Here is a 17,597-nt window from a genome sequence, read left to right as displayed (position 1 = left end):
AGGTCGGGAACGGTCAAGGGGAGTCGCACGGAGGCGGTACACGGTCGCACACCGGTCGCATACGGCTGTGATCCGGTCCGGTGCGGTGGCCGTACTGCCCCGGTGCTGGTCCGGTACGCCACCGGGGGCGCCTACAGCGCCGCCCGGATCGCCCCGTCGATCTCCGGGAACGCGAAGCGGAAGCCCGACTCCAGCAGGCGGGCCGGCAGTACCCGGGCGCTGCCCAGCACGTCGCCCGCCATCTCGCCGAGCACCGCCCGCAGCACCGGCGCGGGCACCGCGAACGGCGCCGGGCGGTGCAGCACCCGGCCCATGGCCACCGTCACCGCACGGTTGGTCACCGGCTGAGGGGCGGTCAGGTTGAACGGGCCGGACAGGTCCTCCCGGTCCAGGAGGTGCCGGATCGCCGCCACCTCGTCGTGCAGCGCCACGAAGGACCAGTACTGCGACCCGTCGCCCAGCTTCCCGCCGAGCCCCGCCCGGAAGAGCGGGAACAGCCGCCCCCAGGCACCGCCCCCGCGGGCCACGACCAGCCCGGTACGGACGAGCACCGTCCGCACGCCCGCCTCCCGGGCCGGGGCCGCCGCGGCCTCCCACTCCACGCACAGGCCCGGCAGGAAGCCCTCTCCGGCGGGCGCGCTCTCGTCCACGGGCCGGTCGCCGGTCTCGCCGTAGAAGCCGATCGCGCTGCCGTTGACGAAGACCCGCGGCGGCCGTTCCATCGCGGCCACGGCCTCCGCGAGCGCCGTCGTGCCGTGCACCCGGCTGCTGCGGATGCGGGTCTTGTACGCGTCGGTCCAGCGGCGGTCGCCCACCCCGGCCCCGGCCAGATTGACCACGGCGTCGCAGCCGTCGAGCCCGGCCGCGTCCACCCGCCCGTTCTCGGGGTCCCAGCGGACCTCGTGCGGGCCGCCGGGCGCGTGCCGCACCAGGCGCACCACCTCGTGCCCGTCGGCGGTCAGGGACCGCGCCAGCGCCCCGCCGATGAGACCGGACGCGCCGGCCACCGCGATGCGGGAACGTCCCGTGCCGGAGCGTCCGTCCTCGTGCCAGCCGTCCACGCGTACGTCGTTCATGGGCCCATCCTGCCGGGTGGGCGGGCGAAAACCACGGAACGGTCCCCGGCACCGCGTCGTACAGTGACCGTCATGCCAGCGCCGTACATACGCCCCGCCAGGCCCGAGGACGAGCAGCCGCTGCACGCGATCGACCTCGAGACCTGGTCCTACCTGCACGCCGTCTCGCCCCCGCCGGCGCCGGACGACCCCTTCTTCCGCGACACCTGCGGACCCGACGCCCACCTGGTCGCCGAACTCGACGGCGCCGTCGTCGGCTACGTCCGCCTCGGCTTCCCCACCCCGTTGGCCTCCAACACCCACGTCCGCCAGATCCGCGGCCTCGCCGTCTCCGGCGCCGCCCGCGGCCACGGCGTGGGGCGGGCCCTGGTCCGGGCCGCCGTCGAAGACGCCCGGCACAAGGGCTTCCGCCGCATCACCCTGCGGGTCCTCGGCCACAACACGGCCGCCCGGAAGCTCTACGAGTCGGAGGGCTTCGTCGTCGAGGGCGTGCAGCCCGAGGAGTTCCACCTCGACGGGCGGTACGTCGACGACGTGCTGATGGGAAGGATGCTGACCGGTCCGGGCGGGCCGGACGGTCCGGCCGGGGCCGCGCTCACGACGTGACCGGCGCGCCGGTGTCCACCGCCCGCGTGGCGTCCGCCGCCTCGCGCGCCTGCGGGGCCACCTCGGCGGCCGTCAGCACGTAGCCGGTCTCCGGGTCGGAGGTGGAACGGGCGAACACCACGCCGTACACCCGGCCGTCCGTGGTCAGCAGCGGTCCGCCCGAGTTGCCGGGGCGGACCGTGGAACGGACCGAGTAGATCTCCCGGGTCACGCTCGCGTCGTTGTAGATGTTCTGGCCGGTGGCACGGATCCGGTTCGCCACCGTCGCCGCCCGCAGGTCCAGGGCGCCGTCCTGCGGATAGCCCGCGACCACCGCCGCGTCGCCGCGCGCGGCGTCCTCGTCGAACCGCAGCACCGGCGCCTTCAGACCGGGGACGTACAGCACCGCCACGTCCTTGTCCGGGTCGAACAGCACCACCCGCGCCTCGTACGCCGGGCCCACACCGCCGACCCGGACGCTCGGGGCGTCGATGCCGGCCACCACGTGGGCGTTGGTCATCACGTGCTCCGGCGCGTACACGAAGCCGCTGCCCTCCCGGCCCTGGGTGCCGGTCACGCCCTCCACCTTCACCGTGCTGCGCTTGGCCGCCCGGGTGGCCGCGGGCGTGACGCTGTCGCCGGAGGGCTCGGCCACCTCGGCGGCCGATTCCTGCTCGAACGGGTTGAAGACCTGCGGGAAGCCGGCGTCGGCCAGCGCGGTCGTCGCCCGGGAGAACCACGCGGGGGTGGTGGCCGGCATCGCCCGGTGCACCGCGCCCAGCACGCTCGACTCCCGGATCGCCGAGGTGAGCAGCGTGGACGAGGAGGCCGCCAGCACGCTCGCCGCCACCCACGCCACGATCAGCGCCGCCGCCGCGTTCGCCACCGCCCCGCCGACGCCGTCGGCCACCCGGAGCGGGCCGGCGTCCAGCTCCCTGCGCAGCCGCAGCGCGAGGCGTCCCGCGAGTTCGTGTCCCACCATCGCCGGCAGCAGCACCGTGACCACTGCGGCCACCGTCGCCCCGGTCGAGCCGCGCTCCACCTGGTCCGTCACCCACGGCAGCAGCCACACGCCGAGCACCGCGCCGCCGACGAAGCCGGCCAGCGACACACAGCCGGCCACCAGCCCGCGCCGGTATCCGGACGCCGCGTAGGCCAGCACCACCAGCGCCAGCACGAGGTCGAGCAGGTCCACGCGAACCGCCTTTCTGCCGGAGCGCACGTGTGCGGTCAACCGTGAAAACGTCGTGCACCGGGACGATGGTTCCACCGGGTGGCACACCACACATCGCGGACAGACCGGATCCGCCGGACAGTAGGACCATGCCAGTCTTGCGAGGACCGCGCCGGGCCCGGGAGCGCCGTACCTCCCGCATACCCGGCGCCGCGCACCTGCCGGCTGCGGCACGGGCGCTGCTCGGCGCCCTGCCCGGGCTGGCCGCCGTCGCCGCGCTCTTCCTGTGCGCGGGCGGCGTGGAACGGGCGGCCGACGAGCAGTCCGCCGCTCCGGCCGCCGCCACCGGCCGGCACACCGCGCCCCGGCCCGACATCGTGCCCCGGTCGGTCTGGCTGGGCGGCGCCGCCCGCGCCCAGCCCGCGCCCCGCTACGACGACGAGGTCGTCGCCGTCTTCGTCCACCACACGGACACGCCCAACGGCTACGACTGCGCCGACGTGCCGGCCATCCTGCGCGGCGTGTACCAGGGGCAGACCGGCGCCCGGGACTGGGACGACATCGGCTACAACTTCGTCATCGACCGCTGCGGCACCGTCTACGAGGGCCGCGCCGGCGGCATCGACCGCGCGGTGACCGGCGCCCACACCCAGGGCTTCAACCACCGCACCACCGGGATCGCGGCCCTGGGCACCTACACCGCGGGCGTGCCCGTGCCCGACGAGCTGACCGACGCGATCGCCGCCGTGGCCGCCTGGAAACTCGGCGAGAGCGGCACCGACCCGCGCGCGAAGGTCGCGCTGGTCTCCAGCAACGGGCTCAGCCGGTTCGCCGCGGGCGCCACCGCCATGCTGCCCGCCGTCGCGGGGCACGACGACGGCTACGCGACGAGCTGCCCGGGAGCGGCCCTCGCGGCCCGCCTCGGGGACATCAGGGAGACGGCGGCCCGTCTCCAGGGGCGCGCCTGACCGCCGGGGGCGGGCGGTGCGCGTCACTCCGGTCCGAACCTGGCCCACAGGCGGGGCAGGCGCTCGGCCAAGGCGCGGTCGTCCTCCAGGTCGACCGGGGTGCCGAGCGGCTCCGCGGGGGCGGGCGCGATGCCCAGGTCCGGGGCGACCGTGCCGGTGAGCTGCTCGTAGGCCTCGTCGGCCGCGTAGCCCAGCTCCTCGCCGTCGCCGTCCAGCTCGTCGTCGAAGTCGTCGAGCAGCTCGGCGAGCGAGTCGGGGTCGTGCACCGCGCCCTCGTACACCTCGCGGCCCTGGCCGATCAGCCAGCAGCGGAAGAAGTCGAAGGCGTCGTCACTGGCCCCGCCGAGCAGTACCCACGCGGCGGCCCACAGGTCCCAGGCGCAGGCGCGGTTGTAGCGGGCCTCGAAGTGACGGGCGAAGTCGAGCACGAGGTCCGGGTCCATGCCGAGCAGCCGCTCCACGAGCAGGTCGGCCTGCTCCTCGGCGTCCCCGTCCGCACCCTCCCGGGTGGCGTCGATCAGCTCCCAGAACTCCGTCTCGTCCATCACGGCTCCAGCATCGTCCCTGCACGCGGGCGGCGCACGTGGAGTGGGGGCCGGGGTGCGTTTGCCTGCGGCGCCTGTGCGGGGTGGGTGGGGGTGCGCGGTGGGGTGCGTTGTGGGTCGGGGCCGCGTCGGGGGGTGTCCGTCCTCGGAACGGCGCGGAATCGGTGGGCCACAGAAGTGGACTCCGTTGACGCGCCAACCGCTGCGGGCGGACACCCCCCGACACGTCCCCTTCTCGCCGTACGCGGCTGCCCCGCCGCGTCGCCCCCCCCCAGCTGCGGGCAGTCGTGCCGCTGGGGCGGCACGGGTGGGCGCAGCGGCACCCCGCTACGCCGGGCTCGCGATCCGACCCCGCGCCCCCCGGGCACCGGTCAACGCGGGGCCGTACCCCCGGCCGAACCGTCACCCCCGTACAGCTCGGCCAACCTCCGCGCATCCCGAGCGAAGCGCTCCCGCAGGGGTGCCGGGGACAACACCTCCACCTCCGGCCCGAGACCCCTGAGCTGCGCGTGCGCGACCTCCTCCGACTCCACCGGCAGCGTCACCGTCACCCACCCGTCCGCGTCCGCCGCCCCCGCCCCCTCCAGCGCCTCCCGGGCGGTCGGCGCGTCGACGGCGCGGGGCAGCTCCCGTACGCCCCGGGGCGACAGCCGCACCACGACCTCGGCCCGCAGGATCGACCGCGCGAACTGCTCCGCCCGCTCCGCCCAGAACGCGGGCAGGTCGAAGTCCTCGTCCCGGCCGAAGCGCTCCCCGCCCGCCTCCACCGCCGTGAAACGGTCGACGCGGTAGACGCGGAACGGCCCGTCCGACGTCCCCGCGACCCTCGCGCACAGGTACCAGACGCCGGCCTTCAGCACGAGCCCGTACGGCTCCAGCTCCCGTACGACCTCCTCCTCCCCGCGCCGGTACCGCGCGGCGACCCGCCGGTCGTCCCAGACCGCGTCCGCCACCGCGGGCAGCAGCTCGGGCGTCTCGGGCTCGCGGAACCAGCTCGGCGCGTCCAGGTGGAACCGCTGGGCCGCCGTACGCGAGGCGTCCCGCAGGGAGGGGAGCAGGGCCGCCGACACCTTCAGGCGGGCCGCCGAGGCCGCGTCCTCCAGGCCCATCTCCCGCAGCGCCCCGGGGACCCCGGACAGGAACAGCGCCTCCGCCTCGCCCCGCGCCAGCCCGGTCAGCCGGGTGCGGTAGCCGCCGACGAGGCGGTACCCGCCGACCCGGCCCCGCTCCGCGTACACCGGCACGCCCGCCTCCGACAGCGCCTGCGCGTCCCGCGTCACGGTCCGCTCCGACACCTCCAGCTCCCGGGCCAGCTCCGCGGCGGTCATGGCCGGGCGGGACTGGAGGAGCAGCACCATCTTGATCAGGCGGGCAGCACGCATCCCCACATCATGCAGGAGAACGCAAGGAGGCCCCCGCCGCGGCGGGGGCCTCCTCTCACTGGGACTACAGGCCGTAGCGCTCGCGCGCCTCCTTCACGGCCGTCGCCTTGACCTCGCCGCGCTTGGCGAGCTGGGCCAGGGCCGCGACCACGATGGACTCCGCGTCCACGCCGAAGTGGCGGCGGGCGGCGTCCCGGGTGTCCGACAGGCCGAAGCCGTCGGCACCGAGCGACGAGTAGTCCTGCTCGACCCACTGCGCGATCTGGTCCGGGACCTGACGCATGTAGTCGGAGACCGCCAGGACCGGACCCTCGGCGCCCTGGAGCGCCCGGCGGAGGTACGGCACCCGCTCCTCGCCGCGCAGCAGCGCCGCGTCGGCGTCCATGGCGTCCCGGCGCAGCTCCGTCCAGGAGGTCGCGGACCACACGTCGGCGGCCACGCCCCACTCCTCGGCGAGCAGCCGCTGTGCCTTGAGCGTCCAGTGGATCGCCGTGCCGGAGCCCAGGAGCTGGATGCGCGGGGCGTTCGCGGCCGGGGTCAGGCCCGCCGTCTCCGCCGTGTTGAAGCGGTACAGGCCCTTGACGATGCCCTCGTCCACGCCGGACGGCTTGGCCGGCTGCGGCATCGGCTCGTTGTAGACCGTCAGGTAGTAGAAGACGTTCGGGTCCTCGCCCGGGGCCGCCTCGCCGTACATGCGGCGCAGGCCGTCCTTGACGATCGCCGCGATCTCGTACGCGAACGCCGGGTCGTAGGTGACGGCGGCGGGGTTGGTCGCCGCGATGGCCGGGGAGTGGCCGTCGGCGTGCTGGAGGCCCTCACCGGTCAGGGTGGTGCGGCCGGCCGTCGCGCCGACCAGGAAGCCGCGGCCGAGCTGGTCGCCGAGCTGCCACATCTGGTCGGCCGTGCGCTGCCAGCCGAACATCGAGTAGAAGATGTAGAACGGGATCATCGCCTCGCCGTGCGTCGCGTACGCGGTGGACGCGGCGATGAAGTCGGCCATCGAACCGGCCTCGGTGATGCCCTCGTTGAGGATCTGGCCGTTCTTGGCTTCCTTGTAGTACATCAGCTGGTCGCGGTCGACCGGCTCGTACGTCTGGCCCTTGGGCGAGTAGATGCCCAGGGACGGGAAGAGGCTCTCCATGCCGAAGGTGCGCGCCTCGTCCGGGACGATCGGCACCCAGCGCTTGCCGGTCTCCTTGTCGCGGACCAGGTCCTTGACCAGGCGGACGAAGGCCATCGTGGTGGCCACGCTCTGCGAGCCGGAACCCTTGTCGAAGGCCGCGAACGCCTTGTCGGCGGGCGCGGGCAGCGGAGCCAGCGGGTGCACGCGGCGGGCCGGGGCCGGACCGCCGAGGGCCGCGCGGCGCTCCTGGAGGTAGCGGACCTCGGGGGAGTCGGCGCCCGGGTGGGCGTAGGGGACCACGCCGTCGACGAAGGCGCTGTCCGCGATCGGCAGGCCGAGCAGGTCGCGCATGTCCTTGAACTCGTCCACCGAGAGCTTCTTCATCTGGTGGTTGGCGTTCTTCGACGCGAAGCCGGTGCCGAGGGTGTGCCCCTTGACCGTCTGGGCCAGGATCACGGTCGGCGCGCCCTTGTGGGCGAGCGCGGCCTTGTACGCGGCGTACACCTTGCGGGACTCGTGGCCGCCGCGCGAGAAGTGGAAGCACTCGAGGATCTTGTCGTCGGACAGGAGCTTCGCCATCTCGGCGAGCTGCGGGTCCTTGCCGAAGAAGTCCTCGCGGATGTAGGCGGCGTCGCGCGTCTGGTACGTCTGCACCTGCGCGTCCGGTACCTCGCGCAGCCGGCGTACGAGCGCGCCGGTGGTGTCGAGCTGGAACAGCTCGTCCCAGGCCGTGCCCCACAGCGACTTGATGACGTTCCAGCCGGCGCCGCGGAACTGGGCCTCCAGCTCCTGCACGATCTTGAAGTTGGCGCGGACCGGACCGTCGAGGCGCTGCAGGTTGCAGTTGATGACGAAGGTCAGGTTGTCCAGGCCCTCGCGGGAGGCGAGGGTGAGCGCGGTGGTGGACTCCGGCTCGTCCATCTCGCCGTCACCGAGGAACGCCCACACGTGGGAGTTGGTGAGGTCCTTGATGCCGCGGCTGGTCAGGTAGCGGTTGAACCGCGCCTGGTAGATCGCGGAGATCGGGCCGAGCCCCATGGAGACGGTGGGGAACTCCCACAGCCAGGGCAGCCGGCGCGGGTGCGGGTAGGACGGCAGGCCGTTGCCGCCGGCCTCGCGGCGGAAGTTGTCCAGGTGCTCCTCGGACAGGCGGCCGTCGAGGAAGGCCCGGGCGTAGATGCCGGGGGAGGCGTGGCCCTGGACGTAGAGCTGGTCGCCGGAGCCGTCCCCCTCCTTGCCCTTGAAGAAGTGGTTGAAGCCGGTCTCGTAGAGCCAGGCGGCGGAGGCGAAGGTGGCGATGTGGCCGCCGACGCCGTACTTGCTGCCGCGCGTCACCATCGCCGCCGCGTTCCAGCGGTTCCAGGCGGTGATCCGCTGCTCCATCGCCTCGTCGCCGTCCACGGTGGGCTCGGCGGAGGTGGGGATGGTGTTGACGTAGTCCGTCTCCAGCAGCTTGGGCAGCGCGAGGCCGGCGCCCTCGGCGCGCTCCAGCGTGCGGCGCATCAGGTACGCGGCACGGTGCGGCCCGGCCGCCTTGGTGACGGCGTCCAGGGAGGCCTGCCACTCGGCGGTCTCCTCGGGGTCGCGGTCCGGGAGCTGGTCGAGCTCGCTCGGCTGGATGGCTTTCGGGTCGGTCGTCATGTCGCCGCCTTCCTCAGTCGAAGGGGGTTCCCTCATCGGCAAGGGTTCGGGGTGCCCTAGGTCTTTGGCAGGACAGGGCTGGGCTCCGGTGGGAGTCCAAGCGTGACTGTAACTCCCTGATCGATGATCGATCAAAGGGTTGAGAAGCAAAACCTCTTGATCACGAGAAAGTCGGCACGGGGTGCCTCCGGCGGTGGCACGGGGTGACCTTGTTCACGGAGGTTTCTGCAGGTGAGCGGGGTGCGGCTCGTTCGTCAGGGGCGCGGGGCGCAGCCCAGGACATGGGACTTGACGATCTCCGCGATCCGCGGGTCCCGGCGCCGGAAGGCCGCCACCAGTTCCTCGTGCTCCTCCGCGTACGACTGCTGCACCGTCCCCAGCCACCGTATCGACAGCGCCGTGAACACCTCGATCCCCAGCCCCTCCCACGTGTGCAGCAGCACCGAGTTCCCCGCGGCCCGCACCAGCTCGCGGTGGAAGCCCACCGTGTGCCGCACCTGGCCCGTGCCGTCGGAGACGCGGTCGGCCTCGTACAGCGCGGCGACGTGCGGCTCCAGGGCCGAGCAGTCCACGGCGAGCCGGTCCGCCGCCAGCTCCGCCGCGATGGCCTCCAGGCCGGCCCGGACCGGGTAGCTCTCCTCCAGGTCGGCGGCGGTCAGGTTCCGCACCCGTACGCCCTTGTTCGGCGCCGACTCGATCAGCCGCAGCGACTCCAGCTCCCGCAGCGCCTCCCGCACCGGCGTCTGGCTGACCTCCAGCTCGGTGGCGATCCTGCGCTCCACGATCCGCTCGCCCGGCTGCCAGCGTCCGCTGATGATCCCTTCCAGGATGTGCTCGCGGATCTGTTCGCGCAGCGAGTGGACGACGGGCGCGGTCATGGGAGCTCCTTCGAGAGGGTCCCCTTTCGGACCCTGGGGCGGCTGACGTTTAGACAATACGGCCGTCACGGCGGGCGGGAAGGGCGCATGGGCGCGCTTTTACGCAGGTGAGACGAGACTTACACAGCGTGCCACGCCCGGAACACGACGGAGCCCCCGTCCCGGAAGGTTCCGGGCGGGGGCTCCGTACGGGCCCACTGGCGGGGGAGGACTACAGGCCGAGCTCGACCTCGAACTCGCCCGCCTCCAGGATCGCCTTGACCGCCGTCAGGTAGCGGGCGGCGTCGGCGCCGTCCACCAGACGGTGGTCGTAGGACAGGGTCAGGTACGTCATGTCGCGGACGCCGATGACCGTGCCCTCCTCCGTCTCGATGACGGCCGGACGCTTGACCGTGGCACCGATGCCGAGGATGGCGACCTGGCCCGGCGGCACGATGATCGTGTCGAACAGCGCGCCGCGCGAACCGGTGTTGGAGATGGTGAAGGTCGCACCGGCCAGCTCGTCCGGGCTGATCTTGCTGGCCCGCACCTTGCCCGCCAGGTCGGCGGTCGCCTTGGCGATGCCGGCCAGGTTGAGGTCACCGGCGTTCTTGATGACCGGGGTCATCAGGCCCTTCTCGGAGTCCACCGCGATACCGATGTTCTCGGTGTCGAAGTAGGTGATGGTCCCCTCGGCCTCGTTGATCTTGGCGTTGATCGGCGCGTGCGCCTTCAGCGCCTGGGCCGCGGCCTTGACGAAGAACGGCATCGGCGAGAGCTTGACGCCCTCACGCGCGGCGAACGCGTCCTTGGCACGGGCGCGCAGCTTCATCAGGCGGGTGACGTCGACCTCGACGACCGACGACAGCTGGGCCTGCTCGTGCAGCGCCTTGACCATGTTGTCGCCGATGACCTTGCGGATGCGCGGCATCTTGACGGTCTGGCCACGCAGCGGGGAGGCCTCCAGGACGGGGGCCTTCTTCGCGGCGGGCGCGGCGGGGGCGGCGGCAGCCGGAGCCGGGGCAGCCTTCGCGGCCTCGGCGGCGGCGACCACGTCCTGCTTGCGGATACGGCCGCCGACGCCGGTGCCCTTGACGGTGGACAGGTCGACGCCGTTCTCGGCGGCGAGCTTGCGCACCAGCGGGGTGACGTAGGCGCCGTCGTCCACCGGCTGCGCGGCGGCCGGTGCGGCCGGTGCGGCCGGGGCCGGAGCCGCGGCAGGGGCCGGGGCGGGAGCCGCCGGAGCCTGCGGGGCGGGAGCCGGAGCGGCCGGAGCCGCCGGGGCGGGAGCCGGGGTGGGCTCGGGCTGCGCCGGGGCGGCGGGGGCCGCCGGGGCCGCGGCCGGAGCGGCACCCGCCGCACCGATGACGGCGAGCTTGGCGCCGACCTCCGCGGTCTCGTCCTCGCCGACCACGATCTCCAGCAGGGTGCCGGAGGCGGGCGCCGGGATCTCGGTGTCGACCTTGTCGGTCGAGACCTCCAGCAGCGGCTCGTCCTCCTCGACGCTGTCACCGACCGACTTCAGCCAGCGGGTGACGGTGCCCTCGGTGACGGACTCGCCGAGCGCGGGCAGGACGACGTCCGTGCCCTCGGCGGAACCGCCACCGGCGGAGGCGTCGGCCGTGGGAGCGGGAGCCGGGGCGGCCTGCTCGGTGGAGGGGGCGGCCGGAGCGGGCTCCGGGGCCGGCTCGGCGACCGGCTCGGCCTGCGGGGCCGGGGCGGCGGCGGGGGCGCCGCTGCCGTCGTCGATCAGCGCCAGCTCGGCACCGACCTCGACGGTCTCGTCCTCGGCGACCTTGATGGAGGACAGCACGCCGGAGGCGGGCGCCGGGATCTCGGTGTCGACCTTGTCCGTCGAGACCTCGAGCAACGGCTCGTCGGCCTCGACGCGCTCACCCTCGGCCTTCAGCCAACGGGTGACGGTGCCCTCGGTGACGCTCTCGCCGAGCGCCGGAAGGGTTACGGAAACCGCCATGGTTTCGGTTGCTCCTTACGAAAGTGCGGAAGTCTGTGTCGTCGCGCCCGAAGACCGATGCGGTCAGTCGTGCATGTGGAGCGGCTTGCCGGCCAGCGCCAGGTGGGCCTCGCCGAGCGCCTCGTTCTGCGTCGGGTGGGCGTGGATGAGCTGGGCCACCTCGGCCGGCAGCGCCTCCCAGTTGTAGATGAGCTGCGCCTCGCCGACCTGCTCGCCCATGCGGTCACCGACCATGTGGACGCCGACCACGGCGCCGTCCTTGACCTGGACGAGCTTGATCTCGCCCGCGGTCTTCAGGATGCGGCTCTTGCCGTTGCCACCGAGCGGGAACTTGATCGAGACGACCTTGTCCGCGCCGTAGACCTCCTTCGCCTTGGCCTCGGTGAGACCGACGGAGGCGACCTCCGGGTGGCAGTACGTCACCCGCGGCACGCCGTCGTAGTCGACCGGAACGGTCTTCAGACCGGCGAGCCGCTCCGCCACCAGGATGCCCTCGGCGAAGCCGACGTGCGCGAGCTGGAGGGTGGGGACGAGGTCACCGACGGCGGAGATGGTCGGGACGTTGGTCCGCATGTACTCGTCGACGAGGACGAAGCCGCGGTCCATCGCGACGCCGTTCTCCTCGTAGCCCAGGCCCTGCGAGACCGGTCCGCGGCCGATGGCGACGAGCAGGACCTCGGCCTCGAACTCCTTGCCGTCGGCGAGGGTGACCTTGACGCCGTCCTGGGTGTACTCGGCCTTCTGGAAGAAGGTGCCCAGGTTGAACTTGATGCCCCGCTTGCGGAAGGCGCGCTCCAGGAGCTTGGAGCTGTTCTCGTCCTCGACCGGGACCAGGTGCTTGAGGCCCTCGATGACGGTGACCTCGGAACCGAAGGACTTCCACGCGGAGGCGAACTCGACGCCGATGACGCCGCCGCCCAGCACGATCGCGGACTTCGGCACGCGGTCGAGCGTGAGGGCGTGGTCCGAGGAGATGATCCGGTTGCCGTCGATCTCCAGGCCCGGCAGCGTCTTCGGCACGGAGCCGGTGGCGAGCAGGACGTGGCGGCCCTCGACGCGCTGACCGTTGACATCGACGGAGGTGGGGGAGGAGAGCCGGCCCTCGCCCTCGATGTAGGTGATCTTGCGGGAGGCGACCAGACCCTGCAGGCCCTTGTACAGACCGGCGATCACCTCGTCCTTGTACTTGTGCACGCCCGCCATGTCGACGCCCTCGAAGGACGTCTTGACGCCGAACTGCTCGCTCTCGCGGGACTGGTCGGCGACCTCGCCCGCGTGGAGCAGGGCCTTGGTGGGGATGCAGCCGTTGTGCAGGCAGGTGCCGCCAAGCTTGTTCTTCTCGATCAGGGCGACGTCCAGGCCCAGCTGAGCCCCGCGCAGGGCCGCGGCGTAACCACCGCTGCCACCGCCGAGGATCACTAGGTCGAAAACGGTGCTGGCGTCGTTCGCCACGTCACGTCCTCCATGCATGTGCGCCACGCCGGTCTCCAGTGACCGGTCGGCGGCTGGTGTCCGGCCGCTCTTTGTTCTCGGCCCTTGGGTGGGCCCTGTCCTGCCGGGCTCCATCTTCGCACTTGTGAGAGCCGAACGAGACGCCGGGCCGGGGTGTGAGACACCCCACGTTCATGTGAGCGGAGCAGCGGGCGGAACGTGCCACCGAGGGCGGCACGACCCCGCCGGGCGCGCGGGACTGTGCTGATCTGCGGCTGGGCAGGGTGGCCGCTGCGGTGTGCGGTGCCTTTGCGGCCGGTGCCCGGAGGGCCGGCCGAGGGGCGCGGGGCTGTGTCGATCTGCGGCTGGGGCGCGTGGGCGCGGTGGCGTGCGGTGCCTCCGCGGGCGGTGCCCGGAGGACCGGCCAAAGGGGCGCGGGGAACTGCGCGACCGGCCACGACGGACCCGCAGCCGCGCAGTCGCCCGCGCCCGGCACCCCTCAGGCGTCCTTAGCCCAGCTCACCCGCGGCCGCCAGCTCGGCAACCCGCACCAGCGTCCGCACCGCCGTTCCCGTACCGCCCTTCGGCGTGTACCCGAACGGCGCGCCCTCGTTGAAGGCCGGACCCGCGATGTCCAGGTGGGCCCAGGCGATGCCCTCGCCGACGAACTCCCGCAGGAACAGACCGGCCACCAGACCGCCGCCCATCCGCTCACCCATGTTCGCCATGTCGGCGGTCGCCGAGTCGAGGCCCTTGCGCAGGTGCTCCGGCATCGGCATCGGCCACGCCGGCTCGCCGACCTCCTCGGCCGCCTCGTACACCGCGGAGCGGAACGCGTCGTCGTTCGCCATGACGCCGTACGTCCGGCTGCCCAGCGCCAGCATCATCGCGCCGGTCAGGGTCGCCACGTCGATGATCGCGTCCGGCTTCTCCTGCGAGGCCGCCCACAGCGCGTCGGCGAGCACGAGCCGGCCCTCGGCGTCGGTGTTGAGCACCTCCACCGTCTTGCCGCTGTACATGCGCAGCACGTCGCCCGGACGCGTCGCGGAACCGGACGGCATGTTCTCGGCCAGCGCCAGCCAGCCGGTCACGTTGACCTCCAGGCCGAGCCGCGCGGCGGCGACGACCGCGGCGAACACGGCGGCGGCGCCGGCCATGTCGCACTTCATCGTCTCGTTGTGGCCGGCCGGCTTCAGCGAGATGCCGCCCGAGTCGTAGGTGATGCCCTTGCCGACGAAGGCGAGGGACTTCTTGGCCTTGGGCGAGGTGTACGACAGCTTCACCAGCCGCGGACCCGACGCCGAACCGGCGCCGACGCCGAGGATGCCGCCGTAGCCGCCCTTGGTGAGCGCCTTCTCGTCGAGCACCTGCACCTTGATGCCGTGCTCCTTGGCGGCGGTCTGCGCCACCGCCGCGAACGCCTCCGGGTCGAGGTCGTTCGGCGGGGTGTTGACCAGGTCGCGGGCGCGGTTCAGCTCCTCGGAGACGGCCGCCGCACGCTCGATCGCGGCCTTGTACGCCTTGTCGCGGGGCTTGCCGCCGAGCAGCGCGGCCTCCGCCAGCGGGGCCTTGCCGTTGCCCTTGGCGCCCTTGGCACCCTTGGTCTCCTTCGCGGACTCCTTGTACGCGTCGAAGGCGTACGCGCCGAGCAGCACGCCCTCGGCGACGGCGCCGGCGTCGGCGGCCTCGGCGAGCGGCAGGGCGAAGGCGGCCTTCTTGGCGCCGGCCAGGGCACGGGCGGCCGCGCCGGCGGCCCGCCGCAGCGCCTCCCCGTCGAAGCCGGCGTCCTTGTCGGGCTCGGCACCGAGGCCCACCGCCACGACGACGGGCGCCTTGAAGCCGGACGGCGCGGGCAGCTTCGTCACCTCGCCCTCGGCGCCCGAGGCACCGAGGGTCTCCAGGACGCCGGCGAGCCGGCCGTCGTACGCCTTGTCCACGGCCTCGGCGCCCGGTGCGACGGACGGGCCGTTCGAGCCCTTGGCGACACCGATCACGATCGCGTCGGCCCGGAGGCCGGGCGCCGCGGCGGTGGAGAGAGTGAGAGCAGTCACGGTGGTGAAATCTCGCTTCCGTATGAAGTCTGGTGTGGCCGAATGCGGGTGGGTCGACCGGGCCCGACATCCGACCCTAGATCCCTCCTGCGTTGCGGTCCTCGCCTGGGCAGGCGAACACTCGGCACGAGCCTACGCTCGACCCCGGCCGCGCTCCCTCCCGCGGGGCCGCGGTTTCCGCGCCGGACCGCGGATGGGAGATCATTGCGGGGGCACGCCGCCCACCCCAACCGCACTCTGGAGCACCCCCCGTGAGACGCCCGGTCCTGTCGACAGCCCTCCTCCTGCTGCTGCTCGCGGGGTGCACCTCGGCACCCGGCGACAGCGGTGCCGACAGCGCCGACGTTGCCGACAGCGCCGACGGCGGGGCCGGCGGGCGCTGGCGGCCCACGCCGGGCACCGCCTGGCAGTGGCAGCTCAGCGGCAAACTGGACACGTCCGTGGACGTACCGGTCTACGACATCGACGGCTTCGACCACGACAAGGCGACGGTCGCCGGTCTGCACGAGGACGGGCGCAAGGTCATCTGCTACGTCTCCACCGGCGCCTGGGAGGACTTCCGGCCCGACGCCGACGACTTCCCGGCCGAGGTGCTGGGCAAGGGCAACGGCTGGGAGGGCGAGCGGTGGCTGGACATCCGTGCCACGGACGTCCTGGAGCCGCTGATGGCCGAGCGCCTCGACATGTGCCGCGACAAGGGCTTCGACGCCGTCGAGCCGGACAACATGGACGGCTACAAGAACGACACCGGCTTCCCGCTCACCGCCGACGACCAGCTCCGCTACAACCGGTTGGTCGCGAAGCTCGCCCACGACCGCGGGATGGCCGTCGGCCTGAAGAACGACCTGGACCAGATACCGGAGCTGGTGGACGACTTCGACTTCGCCGTCAACGAGCAGTGCGCCCAGTACGGCGAGTGCGCCGACAACCGGCCGTTCGTCGACGCGGACAAGGCCGTCTTCCACGTCGAGTACGAACTGCCGACGGAACGCTTCTGCGCCGACTCCCGTGAGCTGCGGCTCAGTTCGATGCTGAAGAAGTACGAACTGGACGCGTGGCGCGAGGCCTGTTGAGCGGCGCCCCGGCGGCCCCCGGACGGCGGGCCCCGGGCGTCGCCGCTCGTCAGGCCAGAGCCAGGATCACCAGCGCGGTCGTGGCCGCCGTCTCCGCCACCCCGCCGAAGACGTCGCCCGTGACGCCGCCGAAGCGGCGGACACAGTGCCGCAGCAGCAGTTCGGCGAGGGCGACCGCGCCCACGACGGCGAGCGCCGTGCGCAGGGCGTCGTAGGGGCCCAGGCACGCACCCGCCACCGCCGCGGCCAGGACGACGACCGTCGCCGCCACGGCCGACGCCCGGCCGGCCGGGACGACCCCGGCGACCGCCGCGCCCAGTCCCTCCGGGCGGGCGGCGGGCACTCCGGCCCGGGCCGCCGTCGTCAGCGCCAGCCGGGCGGCGGTCGCCGACACCACGGCGGCGAGCGCGCCGCGCGTCCACGAAGCGTCGTAGGCCTGGGCGAGGGCGGCCACCTGGGCCAGGAGCGTGAACAGGAGGGCGAGCACGCCGAACGGCCCGATGTCCGACTGCTTCATGATCCGCAGGGCGTCCTCGGCGGGCTTGCCGCTGCCCAGTCCGTCGGCGGTGTCGGCGAGCCCGTCCAGGTGCAGTCCCCGCGTGAGTACGGCGGGTACGGCGGCGGTGGCGACCGCGGCGAGCAGGCCCCCGGCGCCCAGCGCGAGCAGCAGCAGCCCGGCGCACGCGGCGAGGACCCCCACGGTCAGCCCGGCCAGCGGCGCGCACAGCATGCCGCCGCGCGCGGCGGCCCGGTCCCAGCGGGTCACCTTGACCGGGAGCACGGTGAGGGTGCCGAAGGCGAAACGGAGGCCGTCGGGGGAGGGGGTCCTGAACACCGGCGCAGACTACCCGGCGGACGCCGGGGCGTTGACGGGCCCCGGGGATAAAGTGCGCATATGGGAGAGTGGTGGCAGCGCAACATCGTGGAACCGGGCAAGCTGCCGCTGCTCCTCGCGCTGACGGCGTTCGTGCTGACGTTCGTGGTCACCCGGGTCGTCACCCGTCTGATCCGGGCGGGGAAGGGGCCCTTCGGGAACGTCGAGGCGGGCGGGGTGCACATCCATCACGTGGTCCCCGGCGTGGTGCTCACCGTCATCGGCGGCTTCGCCGCGGTCGCGGGAGGCCGGCAGGGGTTCGGGCCGGCGCTCGCGGCGGTGGTCTTCGGCATCGGGGCGGGGCTCGTCCTCGACGAGTTCGCGCTGATCCTGCACCTCGACGACGTCTACTGGTCCGAGGCGGGGCGCCAGAGCGTGGAGGTCGTGGTGCTCACCGCGGCCCTGGTCGGGCTGGTTCTCGCCGGCTTCACGCCCTTCGGTGTGGACGGCGTGTCCCAGGGCGAGTCGCAGGACCGCATAAACGTCATCCTGACGGTCGCGGGCAACTTCCTTTTCTCCCTCCTCGCCCTGGCCAAGGGCAAGGCGCGGCTGGCGGTCTTCGGGGTGATCGTGCCCGTGATCGCCCTGATCGGAGCGGTCCGCCTGGCCCGGCCGGGCTCCCCGTGGGCCCGCCGCTTCTACGCCCACCGCCCGCGCGCCCGCGCGAAGGCCCGCCTGCGCGCCTACCGCCACGACCGCCGCTGGTCCGGCCCGCGCCGCATCGTCCAGGACTGGATCGGCGGTCGTCCGGATCCGCGGTGACGATGCCTGCGGCGCCTGTGCGGGGTGGGTGGGGGTGCGGGTGCCTGCGGCGCCTGTGCGGGTTCGGTGGGGGTGCGCGG

General features: G+C 73.3%; 14 protein-coding genes. 4 read left to right on the top strand and 10 right to left on the bottom strand.

Annotated elements, in window-relative coordinates; all coding sequences use genetic code 11:
* Positions 1-131: 131 nt before the first annotated feature.
* Complete coding sequence (locus Sdi02f_RS31840) at positions 132-1,076, bottom strand: TIGR01777 family oxidoreductase (RefSeq protein ID WP_051909031.1); 945 nt, start codon at positions 1,074-1,076, stop codon at positions 132-134.
* Positions 1,077-1,148: 72 nt separating this feature from the next.
* Here Sdi02f_RS31840 and Sdi02f_RS31835 point away from each other — a divergent pair, with 72 nt between their 5' ends.
* A complete protein-coding gene (locus tag Sdi02f_RS31835) occupies positions 1,149-1,682 on the top strand; it encodes a GNAT family N-acetyltransferase (protein WP_174843422.1) in 534 nt (177 codons plus the stop codon).
* Here the strand turns inward: Sdi02f_RS31835 and Sdi02f_RS31830 are convergent.
* A complete protein-coding gene (locus tag Sdi02f_RS31830; protein ID WP_031087214.1) occupies positions 1,672-2,856 on the bottom strand; it encodes a MarP family serine protease in 1,185 nt (394 codons plus the stop codon). The genes Sdi02f_RS31835 and Sdi02f_RS31830 overlap by 11 nt on opposite strands.
* A gap of 65 nt (positions 2,857-2,921) precedes the next feature.
* On the opposite strand from Sdi02f_RS31830, the gene Sdi02f_RS31825 reads away from it, so the two are divergent.
* A complete protein-coding gene (locus Sdi02f_RS31825) occupies positions 2,922-3,803 on the top strand; it encodes a peptidoglycan recognition protein family protein (protein WP_174843424.1) in 882 nt (293 codons plus the stop codon).
* A gap of 23 nt (positions 3,804-3,826) precedes the next feature.
* Here Sdi02f_RS31825 and Sdi02f_RS31820 read toward each other — a convergent pair whose 3' ends face one another.
* From Sdi02f_RS31820 to Sdi02f_RS31785, 7 genes are all read right to left on the bottom strand, one after another.
* The gene (locus Sdi02f_RS31820) at positions 3,827-4,348 is read right to left on the bottom strand and encodes a DUF4240 domain-containing protein (RefSeq protein ID WP_108934461.1); all 522 of its coding nucleotides are present in this window, start codon (positions 4,346-4,348) and stop codon (positions 3,827-3,829) included.
* Positions 4,349-4,719: 371 nt separating this feature from the next.
* Positions 4,720-5,730, bottom strand: coding sequence for a helix-turn-helix transcriptional regulator (locus Sdi02f_RS31810; protein WP_108934448.1), 1,011 nt, complete (start codon positions 5,728-5,730; stop codon positions 4,720-4,722).
* A gap of 64 nt (positions 5,731-5,794) precedes the next feature.
* Positions 5,795-8,494 carry a pyruvate dehydrogenase (acetyl-transferring), homodimeric type gene (gene aceE / locus Sdi02f_RS31805; protein WP_030405171.1) on the bottom strand — a complete coding sequence of 900 codons (2,700 nt, stop codon included), beginning with the start codon at positions 8,492-8,494 and terminating at the stop codon, positions 5,795-5,797.
* A 254-nt stretch (positions 8,495-8,748) separates the two neighbouring features.
* Complete coding sequence (locus Sdi02f_RS31800) at positions 8,749-9,372, bottom strand: GntR family transcriptional regulator (RefSeq protein WP_030405172.1); 624 nt, start codon at positions 9,370-9,372, stop codon at positions 8,749-8,751.
* A gap of 211 nt (positions 9,373-9,583) precedes the next feature.
* Complete coding sequence (gene sucB / locus Sdi02f_RS31795) at positions 9,584-11,326, bottom strand: 2-oxoglutarate dehydrogenase, E2 component, dihydrolipoamide succinyltransferase (RefSeq protein ID WP_108934447.1); 1,743 nt, start codon at positions 11,324-11,326, stop codon at positions 9,584-9,586.
* Positions 11,327-11,389: 63 nt separating this feature from the next.
* Entirely contained in the window at positions 11,390-12,778 is a 1,389-nt protein-coding gene (gene lpdA / locus Sdi02f_RS31790) for a dihydrolipoyl dehydrogenase (protein ID WP_030405174.1), read from the bottom strand.
* Positions 12,779-13,266: 488 nt separating this feature from the next.
* Positions 13,267-14,808, bottom strand: coding sequence for a leucyl aminopeptidase (locus Sdi02f_RS31785; protein ID WP_030405175.1), 1,542 nt, complete (start codon positions 14,806-14,808; stop codon positions 13,267-13,269).
* Between the two features lie 251 nt (positions 14,809-15,059).
* On the opposite strand from Sdi02f_RS31785, the gene Sdi02f_RS31780 reads away from it, so the two are divergent.
* The gene (locus Sdi02f_RS31780; RefSeq protein WP_030405176.1) at positions 15,060-15,881 is read left to right on the top strand and encodes an endo alpha-1,4 polygalactosaminidase; all 822 of its coding nucleotides are present in this window, start codon (positions 15,060-15,062) and stop codon (positions 15,879-15,881) included.
* 49 nt (positions 15,882-15,930) lie between these two features.
* Here the strand turns inward: Sdi02f_RS31780 and Sdi02f_RS31775 are convergent, their stop codons facing one another.
* Complete coding sequence (locus Sdi02f_RS31775) at positions 15,931-16,716, bottom strand: adenosylcobinamide-GDP ribazoletransferase (RefSeq protein WP_108934446.1); 786 nt, start codon at positions 16,714-16,716, stop codon at positions 15,931-15,933.
* A 60-nt stretch (positions 16,717-16,776) separates the two neighbouring features.
* On the opposite strand from Sdi02f_RS31775, the gene Sdi02f_RS31770 reads away from it, so the two are divergent.
* Positions 16,777-17,517, top strand: coding sequence for a hypothetical protein (locus Sdi02f_RS31770; protein ID WP_031088029.1), 741 nt, complete (start codon positions 16,777-16,779; stop codon positions 17,515-17,517).
* Positions 17,518-17,597 lie beyond the last annotated feature (80 nt).

It is taken from the genome of Streptomyces ardesiacus (genome assembly GCF_003112575.1).
Taxonomy (GTDB): Bacteria; Actinomycetota; Actinomycetes; order Streptomycetales; family Streptomycetaceae; genus Streptomyces; species Streptomyces ardesiacus.
This window is presented reverse-complemented; position numbering and strand designations above follow the sequence as displayed.